Annotated in this window: 15 protein-coding genes; 9 read left to right on the forward strand and 6 right to left on the reverse strand. The window is 56.9% G+C overall.

What is annotated here, in order from left to right; genetic code table 11:
• Entirely contained in the window at window positions 1-987 is a 987-nt protein-coding gene (locus C7476_RS08505; RefSeq protein ID WP_114429394.1) for an RluA family pseudouridine synthase, read from the forward strand.
• A gap of 16 nt (window positions 988-1,003) precedes the next feature.
• Window positions 1,004-1,798 carry an ATP12 family chaperone protein gene (locus tag C7476_RS08510; RefSeq protein WP_114429395.1) on the forward strand — a complete coding sequence of 265 codons (795 nt, stop codon included), beginning with the start codon at window positions 1,004-1,006 and terminating at the stop codon, window positions 1,796-1,798.
• An 81-nt stretch (window positions 1,799-1,879) separates the two neighbouring features.
• Here C7476_RS08510 and glnA read toward each other — a convergent pair whose 3' ends face one another.
• The 4 genes from glnA to uvrA form a co-directional block, all read right to left on the reverse strand.
• Window positions 1,880-3,289, reverse strand: a complete 1,410-nt coding sequence (gene glnA, locus C7476_RS08515) for a type I glutamate--ammonia ligase (protein WP_114429396.1) — start codon at window positions 3,287-3,289, stop codon at window positions 1,880-1,882.
• Between the two features lie 72 nt (window positions 3,290-3,361).
• Window positions 3,362-3,700 carry a P-II family nitrogen regulator gene (locus C7476_RS08520; protein WP_114429397.1) on the reverse strand — a complete coding sequence of 113 codons (339 nt, stop codon included), beginning with the start codon at window positions 3,698-3,700 and terminating at the stop codon, window positions 3,362-3,364.
• A gap of 250 nt (window positions 3,701-3,950) precedes the next feature.
• Window positions 3,951-4,754 carry a DUF72 domain-containing protein gene (locus C7476_RS08525; protein ID WP_114429398.1) on the reverse strand — a complete coding sequence of 268 codons (804 nt, stop codon included), beginning with the start codon at window positions 4,752-4,754 and terminating at the stop codon, window positions 3,951-3,953.
• Between the two features lie 22 nt (window positions 4,755-4,776).
• Window positions 4,777-7,698 carry an excinuclease ABC subunit UvrA gene (uvrA, locus tag C7476_RS08530; protein WP_114429399.1) on the reverse strand — a complete coding sequence of 974 codons (2,922 nt, stop codon included), beginning with the start codon at window positions 7,696-7,698 and terminating at the stop codon, window positions 4,777-4,779.
• Between the two features lie 441 nt (window positions 7,699-8,139).
• Here uvrA and C7476_RS08535 point away from each other — a divergent pair, with 441 nt between their 5' ends.
• The 3 genes from C7476_RS08535 to C7476_RS08545 all read left to right on the forward strand — a co-directional run bounded on the left by C7476_RS08535 (window position 8,140) and on the right by C7476_RS08545 (window position 9,862).
• Window positions 8,140-8,655, forward strand: a complete 516-nt coding sequence (locus C7476_RS08535; protein ID WP_114429495.1) for a single-stranded DNA-binding protein — start codon at window positions 8,140-8,142, stop codon at window positions 8,653-8,655.
• Between the two features lie 45 nt (window positions 8,656-8,700).
• Entirely contained in the window at window positions 8,701-9,147 is a 447-nt protein-coding gene (locus C7476_RS08540; protein WP_181872383.1) for a YqaA family protein, read from the forward strand.
• 82 nt (window positions 9,148-9,229) lie between these two features.
• Entirely contained in the window at window positions 9,230-9,862 is a 633-nt protein-coding gene (locus tag C7476_RS08545) for a Vat family streptogramin A O-acetyltransferase (RefSeq protein WP_114429400.1), read from the forward strand.
• 9 nt (window positions 9,863-9,871) lie between these two features.
• Here the strand turns inward: C7476_RS08545 and C7476_RS08550 are convergent, their stop codons facing one another.
• The gene (locus tag C7476_RS08550) at window positions 9,872-10,279 is read right to left on the reverse strand and encodes a DUF2000 family protein (protein ID WP_114429401.1); all 408 of its coding nucleotides are present in this window, start codon (window positions 10,277-10,279) and stop codon (window positions 9,872-9,874) included.
• Between the two features lie 37 nt (window positions 10,280-10,316).
• On the opposite strand from C7476_RS08550, the gene C7476_RS08555 reads away from it, so the two are divergent.
• The 3 genes from C7476_RS08555 to C7476_RS08565 all read left to right on the forward strand — a co-directional run bounded on the left by C7476_RS08555 (window position 10,317) and on the right by C7476_RS08565 (window position 13,013).
• A complete protein-coding gene (locus C7476_RS08555; RefSeq protein WP_114429402.1) occupies window positions 10,317-11,210 on the forward strand; it encodes an AraC family transcriptional regulator in 894 nt (297 codons plus the stop codon).
• 74 nt (window positions 11,211-11,284) lie between these two features.
• On the forward strand, window positions 11,285-12,586 hold the full coding sequence (locus tag C7476_RS08560) for an NAD(P)/FAD-dependent oxidoreductase (RefSeq protein ID WP_114429403.1): 1,302 nt from the start codon (window positions 11,285-11,287) through the stop codon (window positions 12,584-12,586).
• A complete protein-coding gene (locus C7476_RS08565; RefSeq protein ID WP_114429404.1) occupies window positions 12,561-13,013 on the forward strand; it encodes a hypothetical protein in 453 nt (150 codons plus the stop codon). Before C7476_RS08560 ends, C7476_RS08565 begins: the two co-directional genes overlap by 26 nt.
• A gap of 3 nt (window positions 13,014-13,016) precedes the next feature.
• Here C7476_RS08565 and C7476_RS08570 read toward each other — a convergent pair whose 3' ends face one another.
• Window positions 13,017-13,646, reverse strand: coding sequence for a MarC family protein (locus C7476_RS08570; protein WP_114429405.1), 630 nt, complete (start codon window positions 13,644-13,646; stop codon window positions 13,017-13,019).
• 340 nt (window positions 13,647-13,986) lie between these two features.
• On the opposite strand from C7476_RS08570, the gene gyrA reads away from it, so the two are divergent.
• A complete protein-coding gene (gene gyrA, locus C7476_RS08575; protein WP_245426238.1) occupies window positions 13,987-16,704 on the forward strand; it encodes a DNA gyrase subunit A in 2,718 nt (905 codons plus the stop codon).
• The last annotated feature ends 13 nt before the right edge of the window (window positions 16,705-16,717 follow it).

Here is a 16,717-nt window from a genome sequence, read left to right on the forward strand (position 1 = left end):
ATGGCAGCGGTAGAACAGAAGACAGTCGATACGGGTGAGGCGGAAATGCGCCTCGACCGTTGGTTCAAGGTACATTTTCCTGGTTTGGGATTCGGGCATCTGCAGAAATTGCTGCGGTCCGGCCAGATAAGGATCGATGGATCGCGCGCCAAATCCGACACAAGGTTGCAGGCCGGGCAGACAGTCCGCATTCCTCCGCTGCCGGTAGATTCCAAGGCTGAGGGTCATCTGACCGGCAAGAGCATTCGCGGCCGAGATGATGGCGATGTCCTGAAGCAGATGCTGCTCTATGAAGATCCGAAGGTTTTCGTCTTCAACAAGCCGGCGGGTCTGGCAGTGCAGGGCGGTTCCGGCGTCAATCGCCATGTTGATGACATGCTGGAAGCCTGGCGCAACAAGAAGGGTGAAAAGCCCCGGCTTGTTCACCGGCTCGACCGCGATACGTCGGGCGTTCTCGTCGTTGCCCGCACACGCGGCGCAGCGCAGGCGCTGACCGCAGCTTTTCGCGAGCGTGAGACGAAGAAAACCTATTGGGCCCTGGTGAAAGGCATACCGCGCAAGCGCGAGGACAAGATCACCACCTGGCTGGTCAAGGAAACAACGCCCGATGGCGATCGAATGCGCGTTGCCCAGCACGGCGAACCGGATTCGGATCATGCCGTCTCCTATTATCGCGTGATCGAATCTGCCGGACAGGTTCTGACCTGGCTGGAGATGGAACCCTATACGGGCCGCACGCACCAATTGCGCGTGCACGCTGCCCACATCGGTTGTCCAATCATCGGCGATCCGAAATATTTCGAGGCGGATACGAACTGGTCTTTCCCGGGCGGTATCCAGAACCGCCTGCATTTGCATGCTCGCCGGATCCGTATACCCAATCCATCGGGCGGCATCATCGATGTAACCGCGCCATTGCCGCCCCATATGGTGCAGACGTGGAACCTGCTGGGACTCGATGAGAGCGACGGCGACGAAGATAATTAATTAGCGGACTGTCACGATGCGCAACGACCTTTTCAATATGGACAAGAAACAGGACCTATCCGATCCGGATCCGGTCCGCCGCGCGCAAATTCAGTCGAAAATGCCTTTGCCAAAGCGCTTTTACAAAGAAGCCGCAGTGGCCGAGCATGACGGTCAGTTTGCTGTCGAGCTGGATGGCCGCGCGGTCAAAACACCGGCGCGGCAGATGCTTGCATTGCCGACGCGAGCGGCGGCGCAGTTGATTGCGGACGAATTTTCCGCGCAGGAAAAGGAAATCGACCCGGCACGGATGCCAGCGACACGATTGGCGAATACAGCCATCGACGGCATTGTCAATGATCCGCAGGCAGTGCTGGAAGATGTGCTGCGCTTCGCGTCATCGGACATGTTGTGCTATCGCGCCGGCTCGCCCGAACGGCTGGTCAATCGCCAGAGAGAACTTTGGGATCCGCTCATCGATTGGGCAGCATCGGAGCTCGGCGCACGCTTTGTATTGGCGGAAGGCGTTATGCATGTCGAGCAACCGCGTGAGGCGCTCGGCGCTTTCAGTGTTCACCTCGGCCAGTTCAATGACCCGTTCGCCATTGCCGCCCTGCATACGATCACGACACTGACCGGCTCGGCAATCATGGCGCTCGCAGTCGCCAAAGGCGAGATTTCCGGCGAGGAAGCGTGGAGGCTCGCGCACGTTGATGAAGACTGGACGATCGAGCATTGGGGCGAAGACGCCGAAGCGGCTGCGCGCCGCGCTTTGCGTGAACGCGAGATGACGGCAGCGGTGAAGATGCTGGAAGCTGTTTCCGCTTCGTAATCCGCTTTTTGCTTTCTCTAACAGCGTTACAACAAAAAACCCCGGCTCGCACCGGGGTTCTTTTTTGAAATCTCGATCAGATCAGACCGAATAGTACATGTCGTATTCGACCGGATGCGGTGTCATTTCGAAACGCATCACTTCGGCCATCTTCAGTTCGATGAACGAGTCAATCTGATCGTCATCGAATACGCCACCGGCTTTCAGGAAGCCGCGATCCTTGTCGAGGCTCTGAAGAGCTTCACGCAGGGAGCCGCAGACCGTCGGGATCTTCTTGAGTTCCTTGGCAGGAAGATCGTAAAGGTCCTTGTCCATCGGCTGGCCAGGATGGATCTTGTTCTTGATGCCGTCGAGGCCTGCCATCAGCATCGCGGCGAAGCCGAGATAAGGATTGGCTGTCGGATCCGGGAAGCGAATTTCGACACGTTTGGACTTCGGTGAGGAGCCGAATGGAATACGGCAGGAGGCCGAACGGTTGCGTGCGGAATAGGCCAGCAGGACCGGCGCTTCATAACCTGGAACCAGACGCTTGTACGAGTTGGTCGAGGGGTTGGTGAAGGCGTTGATAGCCTTGGCGTGCTTGATGATACCGCCGATGAAGAACAGGCAGCTTTCCGACAAACCGGCATATTCGTTGCCGGCGAAAGTCGGCTTGCCTTCCTTCCAGATCGACATGTGAACGTGCATACCCGAACCATTGTCGCCAAAAATCGGCTTCGGCATGAAGGTCGCTGTCTTGCCATAGGCATTGGCGACCTGATGCACGACGTATTTGTAGATCAGCATCTTGTCGGCGTTGCGGGTGAGGGCGTCAAACTTGATGCCAAGCTCGTGCTGGGCGGCAGCCACTTCGTGGTGATGCTTTTCAACGCGCACACCCATTTCCGTGAGAACGGTGAGCATTTCCGAACGCATATCCTGCGCGCTGTCGACTGGCGGGACCGGAAAGTAGCCGCCCTTGACGCGCGGACGGTGGCCAAGATTGCCTGTTTCGTAATCCGTGTCGTCATTGGATGGCAATTCGGTAGAGTCGACCTTGAAGCCAGTGTTGTATGGATCTGCCTTGTACTTGACGTCGTCGAAGACGAAGAACTCAGCTTCCGGACCAACGAAGATGGTGTCGCCGATGCCTTCCGCCTTCATGTAGGCTTCGGCCTTCTTGGCCGTGCCGCGCGGATCGCGATTGTAGGATTCACCGGAGATCGGATCGAGAATGTCGCAAAGGATAACCATGGTCGACTGCGCGAAAAACGGATCCATGTGAACTGTATCGGTGTCTGGCATGAGAACCATGTCGGACTCATTGATGGCCTTCCAACCGGCAATCGAAGAGCCGTCGAACATGACGCCATCGGCAAACATGTCTTCGTCAACTTCGGCGATGTCCATCGTCACATGCTGCAGCTTCCCCTTTGGATCAGTGAAGCGGAGATCAAGGAATTTTACGTCGTTATCCTTGATCTGTTTCAGAATATCTTTAGCGGTCGTCATATCAATTTTCCTTGTTCAGCGACGATGATACTGGTTGCCGGCGCGAACGTGCCAGCGGAGGGGTCTTGGGGATCAGATGGCGTCGATGCCAGACTCTCCGGTCCGGATACGCACAACTTCTTCAATGTTGGATACAAAGATCTTTCCGTCGCCGATACGGCCGGTCTGTGCAGCTTTGCGGATCGCCTCGATGGCGGCGTCGACGGATTCGTCGCCCAGAACGATCTCGATTTTTACCTTGGGCAGGAAGTCGACGACATACTCAGCGCCGCGATACAATTCGGTGTGGCCCTTTTGACGGCCAAAACCCTTCGCTTCGGTCACGGTAATGCCCTGAAGCCCCACTTCCTGCAGTGCCTCTTTCACCTCATCCAGTTTGAACGGTTTGATGATGGCTTCGATTTTCTTCATCAGAGAACGATCTCCCTATGCATAGAAACGGACCTCTTGCCCGCTTTCACTTCAAAAAGCAGGAAGCATGCCAACTCGGTTGAATAGTTTAAATATTTCCCGGAACCTGAGTTTATCGAGTGATGGCAGCAGGTGTTTTGCCTCACTGCCTAACTCGTCACCGTAAAGCACAAGCTGCGATGCAGCAAGCTGATGAAAAAATGTGCAAATTGCATAGTTTATAGACAGAGATTGTACGCCAGTAGCTGGCTCAAGCATTCAGACGCTGGGTTAGAGCCTGTGCTGCCTGCGGGGCGTGCACTTTGCCTTCGTGGATGAAATAGACGAAAACATCGCGAGGCTGCTTTTCCGGGTGCTGCGTCGGAGAGGCCAGTGGCAGGTCATCCGGTACAACACCTTTTGCCCACTGTTTGACACGATCTGCCCACTTGTCGAGCGCCTTGGCAGGGTAGGCGGTTTCGATGGCATCATCACCCTTCTGCAGGCGGGCATAGACGAAATCAGCGGTCACATCGGCAATTTCCGGATATTCGAAATGTTCGGCATAAACCACTGCCACGCCGTTCTTGCGGGCCAGCGCTACAAAGTCGGGATCGATGAAGGACGCATTGCGGACCTCAACCGCGTGGCGCAGGGGGAGGCCGGATTCTTTCTTCGGAAGGAGATCGAGAAAGGCGCCGAAATCATCCGCGTCGAATTTCTTTGTTGGCGCAAATTGCCAGATCAGCGGTCCAAGCCGGTCGCCCAACTCGGCAATGCCGGATTTGACGAAGCGCTGCATCGACTCGCCGGCTTCGGCAAGAACACGGCGATTGGTGACAAAGCGATTGCCCTTGACCGAGAAAACGAAGCCATCCGGCACCTGTGAAGCCCATTTGGCGAAAGTTTCGGGTTTCTGCGTACCGTAATAGGTGCTGTTAATCTCGATCGTCTGCAGATGCTGGCCTGCATATTCGAGTTCCTTGGCCTTGGAGAGGCCCTTTGGATAAAAGGTGCCGCGCCAAGGCTCGAAAATCCAGCCACCAATGCCCGCCCTTATAGTTCCGCTGGTCATCTTCTCTCCTCCCTGAAGAAAGCTATTCTGCCGCGGCTTGCGCCTTGTGCCCTGGACGACGGCGCAAAAGCTCCCTGAGGAACTGGCCGGTATAGGAGCGTTCGGCCTCGACGATATCCTCCGGCCGCCCAACAGCCACGATCTCACCGCCGCCGTCGCCGCCATGTGGTCCAAGGTCGATGACCCAGTCCGCCGTCTTGATGACTTCGAGATTGTGCTCGATGACGACGACTGTGTTGCCTTGGTCGACGAGTTCGTGCAGCACTTCGAGCAGCTTCGCCACGTCGTGGAAGTGCAAGCCGGTGGTGGGTTCATCGAGAATATAGAGCGTACGGCCGGTCGCCTTGCGTGACAATTCCTTGGCGAGCTTGATGCGCTGCGCCTCGCCGCCCGACAAGGTATTTGCCTGCTGGCCGACGTGGATATAGCCGAGGCCGACCTTGGCCAGCGTCTGCAGCTTGTCGCGCACGGCCGGGACAGCGGCAAAGAATTCCGCACCTTCCTCGACGGTCATGTCGAGAACATCAGCAATCGACTTGCCCTTGAACAGGACCTCGAGTGTTTCGCGATTGTAACGCTTGCCGTGACACACATCGCAAGTGACATAGACATCCGGCAGGAAGTGCATCTCGATCTTGATCACACCGTCGCCCTGGCACGCCTCGCAGCGTCCACCCTTGACGTTGAACGAGAACCGGCCGGGCTGGTAGCCACGCGCTTTTGCTTCCGGGAGACCGGCAAACCAGTCGCGGATCGGCGTAAACGCACCCGTATAGGTTGCGGGGTTCGAGCGGGGCGTGCGGCCGATCGGCGACTGGTCGATATCGATGACCTTGTCGAGAAATTCCAGTCCGTCGATGCGGTCATGATCAGCCGGGTGCTCGCGCGAACCCATGATGCGGCGCGAGGCGGCCTTGAACAGCGTTTCGATCAGGAATGTCGATTTGCCGCCGCCGGACACGCCGGTAACAGCCGTGAACGTGCCGAGCGGAATTTCCGCCGAGACGTTCTTCAGATTGTTGCCGCGCGCGCCGACGACCTTGATGCGCTTCTTGTTGATCTTGCGCCGTTCGGAAGGCACCGCAACTTCGATCTCGCCGGACAGATACTTGCCGGTCAGGGATTTCGGGCTGGCCATGATATCGGCAGGCGTGCCTTGCGCAATGATCTCGCCGCCATGGATGCCCGCAGCAGGGCCGATATCGACGACATAGTCAGCGGTGAGGATCGCGTCCTCATCGTGTTCGACGACGATGACCGTGTTGCCGAGATCGCGCAGGTGGCGCAGGGTCTTCAGGAGCTGCTCATTATCGCGCTGATGCAGGCCGATGGACGGCTCATCAAGCACATAGAGGACGCCGGTCAGGCCGGAACCGATCTGCGAGGCTAATCGGATACGCTGGCTTTCACCACCGGATAGCGTACCGGAATTGCGCGACAATGCCAGATAGTCGAGCCCGACATCGTTGAGAAAGCGCAGGCGCTCGCGGATCTCCTTGAGGATGCGCGCGGCAATCTCCGTCTGCTTTTCATTGAATGTCTTGTCGATGTCGCTGAACCACGCATCCGCATGGCGAATGGATTTCTCGGTCACCTGACCGATATGCAAACCGCCGATCTTGACCGCAAGGGCCTCGGGCTTGAGCCGGTAGCCATTGCAGGCAGGGCAGGGCGTACCTGACATGAAACGCTCTATCTCCTCGCGCGACCAGGCGGAGTCCGTTTCTTTCCAGCGGCGCTCCAGATTGGGAATGACGCCTTCGAACGGCTTGGTAGTGCGATAGGAACGCAGGCCGTCATCATAGGCGAACTGCACCTCGCGGCTTCCCGTACCGTAGAGAATTGCTTTCTGGGCTTCCTCGCTCAGGTCGCGCCAACGATCAGCAAGTTTGAAACCATAGGCTGCACCCAGCGCATCCAGCGTTTGGTTGTAGTAAGGCGAGCTCGACTTCGACCACGGAGCGATGGCTCCGCCTTTAAGAGTAAGGCTTTCGTCTGGCACGATCATCGTCGGATCGATGGCCTTTTGTGTGCCGAGACCATCGCAGGTCGGGCAGGCGCCGAAGGGATTGTTGAACGAGAACAGGCGAGGCTCGATTTCAGAGATCGTAAATCCCGAAACCGGGCAGGCAAACTTTTCCGAGAACATTACGCGCTCGTGCGTATCGTTCTTGGATTTGTTGGCGGATTCGCTGGCCGTTTCATCGGCTGGAAGCGGCTTGTCGGCAAATTCCGCGACAGCAATGCCATCAGCAAGTTTCAGGGAGGTCTCGAGGCTGTCGGCGAGGCGCGCGGACATATCGGGCCGCACGACGATGCGGTCCACCACCACATCGATGTCGTGCTTATATTTCTTGTCGAGCGCCGGAACATCGGCGATCTCGTAGAAAATGCCATCGACCTTGACGCGCTGGAAGCCGCGCTTCTGCAGGTCGGCGAGTTCCTTGCGGTATTCGCCTTTCCGGCCGCGAACAATCGGGGCGAGAATGAAAAGGCGCGTGCCTTCTTCGAGCGCCAGAACGCGGTCGACCATCTGGCTGACCGTCTGGCTTTCGATCGGCAAGCCGGTTGCCGGCGAATACGGGATGCCGACGCGCGCATAGAGCAGGCGCAGATAGTCGTAGATTTCTGTAACAGTGCCTACCGTCGATCGTGGGTTGCGGCTGGTTGTCTTCTGCTCGATGGAAATCGCCGGCGACAGGCCGTCGATCTGGTCGACGTCAGGCTTCTGCATCATTTCAAGAAATTGCCGCGCATAGGCGGACAGGCTCTCGACATAACGCCGCTGCCCTTCGGCATAGATCGTATCGAACGCGAGCGACGACTTGCCCGACCCTGAAAGGCCGGTCATGACAATCAGCTTGTCGCGCGGCAGATCAAGATCGATGTTCTTCAAATTATGTTCGCGGGCACCGCGAATGGAAATGTACTTCTGATCGCTCATATGTGTTTGCCTTTGAGAGGGCGCGCTATTTGGAAGGAGTTATGGCCCTCAGCGAGCGGCTTTCCTATATTTAGAAAGTCTTCTCGGCTTTACGAGGTCAAACCCTGTTGGAATCACCATAGCCATGTTGACATTGTTAGAGCAAGTGATAGAACAAAAAAAGAACAAACTGTGGATGCTCTACTGACATAGTGCTGACAGGGTATGAAAGCAGACGTGTTCGTACGTTGTCTGTAAAAAACCCGGTGCGTTGCGGTTCGTGGCTGGGCTGGAAGCGCGACAAGTCTCCTGACAAATCTGGCAGGAGGGTTTTGGTGGCTGTCGATGCGGACGTGACCCGGGACTGTATATTGTGGATAGCGGTAATCAGTTGCCCCGTCTTGAATGCGGCTTCTGTATGATGGCGCAAATTTTAAAAGCGGAATTTATGGAGTTCAGATCATGGCAGGCAGTGTCAACAAGGTCATTTTGGTAGGAAATCTTGGCGCTGACCCGGAAGTCCGGCGGCTCGGTTCGGGTGATCCGGTCGTCAACCTTCGCATTGCGACGTCGGAAAGCTGGCGCGACAAGAACAGCGGCGAGCGCAAAGAAAAGACCGAATGGCACAGCGTCGTTATCTTCAACGACAATCTCGCCAAGGTTGCCGAGCAGTATCTGAAAAAGGGCATGAAGGTTTACCTGGAAGGTGCTCTGCAAACTCGCAAGTGGCAGGACCAGACGGGTAACGACCGCTATTCGACAGAAGTAGTGCTGCAGAAGTTCCGTGGTGAATTGCAGATGCTTGATTCACGCGGTGAAAATGCTGGCGGTGGACGTTCGTTCGATAACAATTCGGGACGCGGCCAGGTATCGGACAATGAGGGTTCGGATTTCGGCCGTTCCAGTGCGTCGTCGAGCAGTTCATCGAGTGCAGGCGGCAATTTCTCGCGCGATCTCGACGACGAAATTCCGTTCTAAGATACCATCCAATAGAACACCAAATGAACGAAACAGCGCCCAGTCATGATCAGTGATCTGGGCGTTTATGCTGGGCTATTCGCAATAGCCTTCGCTGCGGCGACGGTGCTTCCGATGCAATCGGAGGCGGCACTTGCTGGACTTCTCCTCAGCAATTCATATTCGCCGGCTGCGCTGATAGCGGTAGCCAGTATCGGCAACGTCCTTGGCTCGGTGGTCAACTGGCTGCTTGGCCGCGGCATTGACAAATTTCGCGACCGCAAATGGTTTCCCGCCAGCCACGCGCAACTCGATCGCGCCGCCTCCTGGTATCATCGCTATGGCAGGTGGACGCTGCTCTTGAGCTGGGCTCCGATCATTGGCGATCCGCTGACGGTGGTTGCCGGTGTCTTGCGGGAACCCTTGCCGAGTTTTCTGATTCTCGTGACAATCGCAAAGACCATACGTTATCTGGTCGTCTTCATTCTGGCGCGGGGGTGGGAATTCATATGAAAGGCAAAGAGTGGCGTCAAGATTTCGCCATGTCTTGCATGACGATGACCTCGTTAATCCTGACACTAATTCCGGAGTTCCCATGAACGGACCCAGCCCAGAAAACAAGCATCCCATGCAAGGGTTCCCTCAGGTGTGTTTTATCAAGAACACGATCTCCAACCCCAACATTATCGTTGGAGACTATACGTACTACGATGATCCGGAAGATTCTGAGGGTTTTGAAAAAAACGTCCTGTATCATTTCCCCTTCATTGGCGACAAACTGGTCATTGGAAAGTTCTGTGCTTTGGCCAAAGGTGCACGCTTCATCATGAATGGTGCAAACCACAAGCTTTCAGGCATATCCACCTATCCCTTTCAGATATTCGGCAATGGCTGGGAAAAGGTCATGCCGCAACCAGGCGAACTGCCATACAAGGGCCACACTATCATCGGCAATGACGTATGGATTGGCTATGAGGCGTTGATTATGCCGGGCGTCAGCATCGGCAACGGCGCTATCGTTTCGTCGCGTTCGGTTGTCACCGCCGATGTCCCGCCTTATACGATCGTAGGCGGCAATCCGGCCAAGGCGATCAAGAGCCGTTTTGAACTCGATGTCGTTCGCAAGCTCGAGGTGGTGGCCTGGTGGGATTGGCCCGTCGAAAAGATCAGCCGTAACCTGCAGCACATCGTTTCCGCTGATGTTGACGCGCTGAGTGCCTGTACGTGATGACAGCCCTCAAGGATGCATCCTGGCGCCCTTGGTAATCTTGTCGACCAGTTTCTTGTCGGCCCGCATGGCGATGCCGACAACCTTCGCATCGTCCGGCGCGAATTGCGCAAAGACAGCGCGGTTGGCCGCGTCGTGGCCGGTCGAAAACATCTCTTCGATATAGAGACACGTCTTGATGTCGCGTTCGAGCGAACGGCGGTGAATATTTGAAATCGCTGCCTGATCGGCAGCCAGCACAATCACAGGCTGAATGGAAAGCGGATTATAAGTGTTCCCGGCCCTGTCACGATAGGGCTCGCCGATCACGTCCGGCGATTGCGCAACAATGCCGCTTGTCAGAAACGCCGTCACATTCAATGCCTGCCATGGGGCCATGTCGTTTCGCAACACGATTGCAATTTTGGTATCGAACATCGATATAATTCTCCGTCAGTCATGGAAGAGTGAATTTATGCAAGACGTTTTAGGCGAAGAGGCCGCGCGTGGTCTTGGACGTTTGTGCAAACTTCCCGTGCAGGACGCCATTACATCTGCGCCGTCCAATCCGGGCCTCGAGCGCATCGAAGCACGGTTTGCCGGGGATGCTTATGATTTGCACAGGCACGACACCTATGCGATCGGTGTGACGCTGCACGGCGTGCAAACGTTCTGGTATCGCGGAGAACGGCGCTACAGCTTGCCTGGCAATATCATCGTGATCCATCCGGACGAGATGCATGATGGCGCCGCAGGCACCGATGATGGCTTGCGCTATCGCATGCTCTATCTGGAACCGGCGCTGGCATTGCAATCACTGGGCGATCGCCAAGGTGCGCTGCCATTCGTCAACGATCCTGTCATTGCTGATCCGGCGCTACATGGTGCCTTGGCTGCGGCTCTCAGCAATCTCGACGAGGAGTTGGATGAACTACTGGTCGACGATGTCGTTTCACAGCTGACCCTCGGCTTGGCGCGGCATGCAAGGGAGCGTGCCCGACCATTAGGCGCGCCGGCGATCCGGCAAACGCAATTGGCACGCGATTATCTCGAAGAGCACGCCTTGCGCCTTGTACGATCAGATGAGCTTGAAACGGTAAGCGGGCTTGATCGCTACGCTTTATCCCGGCACTTCCGTACACTCTACGCCACGAGCCCCCATCGCTTTCTGCTGATGCGGCGCTTGCAACGGGCCCGCGAAATGATCAAGACGGGCGAACCGCTTGCCGGAATCGCGGTGGAAACGGGATTCACCGACCAAAGCCATCTCAACCGGCAATTCAAGAAAGCCTTCGGCATGACACCCGGACGTTGGGCTGCACTGATTGGCGTCGAACCTCCAAGAGACCTCTCGATAACTCATCCCTGATCGGTATTTCATGCAATTGTCGCATGGCAATCGGTCTGTTAGACAGGTCTCGGTCTGCGCATCGGAGCCTCATCATGACTGAAATCCAGACGCCACCCCACACCAAACACCGCCTTGTCGTCGTCGGCGGAGGTTTCGGCGGCCTGGAGGCTGTCTATAATCTCCGAAATGTCGATATCGACATCACAATCATCGATCAGCGTAACCACCATCTGTTCCAGCCGCTGCTGTATCAGGTCGCGACATCGACATTGGCCACCTCCGAAATTGCCTGGCCGATCAGGCACCTTGTGCGGAAGTACAAGAACGTCAAGACCTTGCTCGGCACTGTTGAAAGTGTCGATACAGCTGCCCGGACTGTATCAACCGCGGACGGCGAGACAATTCCCTATGACACACTGGTGCTGGCGACCGGCGCACGCCACGCCTATTTCGGTCACGATGATTGGGAGCCGTATGCACCCGGTCTGAAGACGCTCGAAGACGCCACCATGATCCGCCGGCGCATTCTGACCGCGTTTGAAAAGGCCGAGCGCGAACCGGATCCTGCCAAGCGCATGGAGTATCTGACCCTGGTGATCATTGGCGGTGGGCCGACAGGGGTCGAGATCGCCGGAACAATAGCCGATCTCGCGCGTGATACGCTGAAGGGTGATTTCAGAGTGATAGATCCCGCAGAGGCGCAAGTGGTGCTGATAGAGGGTGGCCCCCGCGTGCTGCCTGCGTTCAGCGAAGATATGTCGGCTTATGCGAAGCGAGCACTGGAGAAGCTGGGCGTGACTGTTCATCTCGGCCATCCGGTCACAGAATGTCATGCTGACGGCGTTGAATTCGGCGGCCAGTCGCTGCGTGCCAGGACCATCATCTGGGCGGCCGGCGTGCAGGCGTCTCCCGCTGCTAAATGGCTGAGCGCGCCATCCGACCGAGCTGGGCGCGTTGTCGTCAATCCCGACCTGACTGCGCCGGACCGTCCCGAAATATTTGTGATCGGCGACACGGCGACCGTTTCGAATGGCGGCAAGGGCACTGTGCCGGGCATTGCCCCCGCAGCAAAACAGCAGGGTAAGCACATCGCTGAAACCATCAAGGCAAGGCTCGGCGGCGATCAGACGTCGCGGCCCTTTGTGTATCGCCACGCCGGCGATCTCGCGACGATCGGCAAGCGGGCGGCGGTTACCGATTTCGGCTGGATCAAGCTGAAAGGCTATCTCGCCTGGTGGCTCTGGGGGCTGGCACATATCTATTTTCTTATCGGCGTGCGCAATCGACTGGCCGTGGCGTTGAGCTGGCTGTGGATTTCCGTCAGCGGTGTTCGCAGCGCACGATTGATCACGCAAAGGGATGCCGCGGATGGAACCGAAGCAGGGTCGCGCTGAATTGGTTGCCATGCGCTCCCTGTGGTGGTTCCTTTCGGCGGCGATGGCTCTGGCATTGCCCAGTTTGACGCCGGCATTGGCATCAGAACAGACTTGCGGCAAAAGCGAACCGATCTATTCGACAAGAGAAATCGGTTCGGCGCTGCTCGCCTGCTGGGACCGCCCAACAGGCGCCGAAGATATGGGCGTGACATTGCGCTTTGCATTGCGGCGGGATGGCACGGTCATTGCGCTGCCGCGTGTCACTTTTAGAACGCCGGGCGGCGACCGCGTCATCCAGGAGGCGTTCGTGTCTTCGGCGCTGGAAACCGTCAACAAGGCCGTCCCACTGTCGATCGCCCCCGAACTTGCTGAGATCATCGCAGGCAAGCCTTTGACAGTCGTTTTCGGCGATGGCGTCGATGTCCGAATAAGCCCGGGTTATTGACTGTCAGCTGTTGACGAGGGTCCTGATGCCGTCTGCCACGAACTGAACGGCGAGGGCGGCGAGAATTACGCCGAGCAGTCTGGTCAATATCGAACGGCCTGTTTCGCCAAGAAAACCGTCGATACGCTCGGCAAGGAAAAACACAGCATAGCACGAGGCGATGCAGATCAGGATTATGCCGATCAACGCCAGTCGCGATGTGGCGCTCGAGAGCGTTCCAGCCAGAAGAATGGTTGCAGAAATCGCGCCTGGACCGGCGATCAACGGTATCGCCAATGGAAAAGCCGCGATATTGCGGATGTGATCCTTGGTAATCGCAACCTCTGCGCTTTTCTCCTTGCGCTCGTTACGCCGCTCAAAGATCATCTCGAAGGCTATCCAGAAGAGAAGCAGACCACCCGCGATGCGGAAAGCACCGAGCGTAATGCCGAAGAGGGCAAGTATCTGTGCACCGGCAACTGCAAAAACGGTGAGAACGATAAATGCCGTGAGGCTGGACCGGAGAGCAACCTGGCTGCGTTCCGCCCGGTTCATGCCCGTCGTCAGGGCCAGAAACAGCGGTGCGAGACCCGGCGGATCGATCGTAACCATGAGCGTCACAAAGGCATTGAGAATGGTGTCTGAGTACGCCACGATTTTGCTTTTCTTTTCTGTTTAAAGCTGCACCAACCCAACTGTTATCCCGGATTCAACCTACCGGATTCGGTATCCAACGTCGAGAAACATGCGATTCAGACCAGAAGTTTTTCACCGCATGAGAAATGCCATTTTATCCCATTGATTTCAAAGGGTTTTCAGCTGTGTATTAACGTGCCGTTTATTGGCTTTTGGCTTGAAAAGCCTCTATAAGATCAAAGATTGATTCTATCCGAAAGATGAGTGCCTCGTGTCTGATTTAACTCCACCTCCTGGCTCCGAAGACGATAAATCCGGACCGTCCTTCGGGATCGAGCCGATTTCCATCATCGAGGAAATGCAGCGCTCCTATCTCGACTACGCGATGAGCGTGATCGTTAGCCGTGCGCTGCCTGACGTGCGCGACGGCCTGAAGCCCGTGCATCGACGCATACTGCATGCGATGAACGAGATGGGCCTGTCGTGGAACCGGTCCTATCGCAAGTCGGCAGGTGTCGTCGGTGAAGTGATGGGTAAATACCATCCGCATGGCGACGCCTCGATCTACGACGCGCTCGTCCGTATGGCGCAGGACTGGTCGCTGCGTGACCCGTTGGTTGACGGGCAGGGCAATTTCGGTTCGATCGATGGCGATTCGCCCGCAGCGATGCGGTATACTGAGTGCCGTCTGGAGAAGGTCACGGAGTCGCTGCTCTCCGATATCGACAAGGAAACTGTCGATTTCCAGGACAATTATGACGGACGCGAGCAAGAGCCGACAGTTCTACCGGCGCGCTTCCCCAATCTTCTCGTCAATGGTTCAGGCGGCATTGCCGTCGGCATGGCGACGAACGTGCCTCCGCACAATCTGGCGGAGGTCATCAACGGCTGTATTGCGCTGATCGACAATCCGGCGATCGAACTGCCGGAAATGATGGAACACATTCCAGGTCCGGATTTCCCGACCGGTGGCCTGATACTTGGCCGTTCTGGCATTTATTCGGCTTATAGCACAGGCCGCGGCTCGATCCTGATGCGCGGCAAGGTCGCTGTGGAAAGCATGCGCGGTGACCGCGAGGCCATCATCATCACCGAGGTGCCTTATCAGGTCAACAAGGCGACGATGATCGAGAAGATGGCCGATCTGGTGCGTGAAAAGCGCATCGAAGGCATTTCCGACATCCGCGATGAATCCGATCGTGACGGCTATCGCGTTGTAGTCGAACTGAAGCGGGATGCCGTCACTGACGTGATTATCAACCAGCTTTATCGTTTCACGCCACTGCAGTCGTCTTTTGGCGCGAATATGGTTGCGCTCAACGGCGGCAAGCCGGGGCTACTCAACCTTCTCGATATTTTGCGGGCTTTCGTCAGCTTCCGCGAGGAAGTCGTCAGCCGCCGCACCAAATTCCTGCTGCGCAAGGCGCGTGACCGCGCCCATGTTTTGGTTGGTCTGGCGATTGCGGTGGCTAACATCGATGAGATCATCGCACTGATCCGCCGGGCGCCGGATCCGCAGACGGCGCGAGACCAGTTGATGGAACGCCGGTGGCCTGCAAGTGACGTCGCGCCGTTGATCCAGTTGATTGCCGATCCGCGCCACAAGCTCAACGACGACAACACCTACAATTTGTCCGAAGAGCAGGCGCGCGCAATTCTCGATCTGCGCCTGCAGCGCCTTACAGCACTAGGACGCGATGAAATCGCCGACGAGCTCAATAAGATCGGTGTCGAAATTGCCGACTACCTCGAGATCCTGGCATCGCGTCTGCGGATCATGGGCATCGTCAAGGATGAATTGATCGCCATTCGCGATGAATTCGGCACACCGCGCCGCTCCGTATTGACCGATGGCGGCGCCGACATGGACGATGAAGACCTCATCGCCCGTGAAGACATGGTCGTGACGGTCAGTCATGCCGGTTATATCAAGCGCGTGCCTCTGGCGACCTATCGCGCGCAGCGCCGGGGCGGCAAAGGCCGTTCAGGCGTTTCGATGAAGGACGAGGATTTCGTCACACGGCTCTTCGTCGCTAACACCCATACGCCGATGCTGTTCTTCTCGTCGCGCGGTATCGTCTACAAGGAAAAGGTCTGGCGCCTGCCGATCGGCACGCCGCAATCGCGCGGCAAGGCCCTGATCAACATGCTGCCGCTCGAACAGGGCGAACGCATTACGACGATCATGCCGCTGCCCGAGGACGAGGCGAGCTGGGCAAATCTCGACGTGATGTTTGCCACAACGCGGGGGACGGTGCGCCGGAACAAGCTGTCGGACTTCGTGCAGGTCAATCGCAATGGCAAGATCGCGATGAAACTCGAGGACGAGGGCGACGAAATCCTCAGCGTCGATACGTGTGACGAATTCGATGATGTGTTGCTGACTGCCGCCGGCGGCCAGTGCATCCGCTTCCCCGTAACCGACGTACGCGTGTTCGTCGGTCGCAACTCGATCGGCGTTCGCGGTATTTCGCTGGCTCCGGGCGATAAAATCATTTCGATGGCTATCCTTGGACACGTCGAGGCAAGTCCTGCCGAACGCTCTGCCTATCTGAAGCAGGCTGCTGCCGATCGACGCGCGCAGGGTGCGGACGACGCGGAAGAGGTGGCACTCGTTGGTGAGGAAGCAACGGACGTTGCAGACCTGTCGCCGGAACGCTATTCCGAACTGCGTGATCGCGAGCAGACTGTGCTTACCGTCAGCGAATACGGATATGGCAAACGCTCGTCGTCCTATGAGTTCCGCGTCTCTGGACGTGGTGGCAAGGGTATTCGCGCAACCGATACTTCGAAAACCGATGAGATTGGCAAGCTCGTATCCTTGTTCCCGGTAGAAGCTTCGGATCAGATCCTGCTTGTTTCCGATGGAGGGCAGCTGATCCGCGTACCGGTCAACGGCATTCGCATTGCCGGGCGCTCCACGAAGGGCGTCACGATCTTCAATACAGCCGATGGCGAGAAGGTTGTTTCGGTAGAGCGGATTTCGGAAACCGAAACCGACGAAATCGAGACTGAAACTCCGGTTGAAGGCGGCGTGATATCGCCAGACGAGACAAACGGCTCTGAAGAAATCTAGAGCTTTGAACGGC

The sequence above is a fragment of the Phyllobacterium bourgognense genome (assembly GCF_003337575.1).
Classification (GTDB): Bacteria; Pseudomonadota; Alphaproteobacteria; order Rhizobiales; family Rhizobiaceae; genus Phyllobacterium; species Phyllobacterium bourgognense.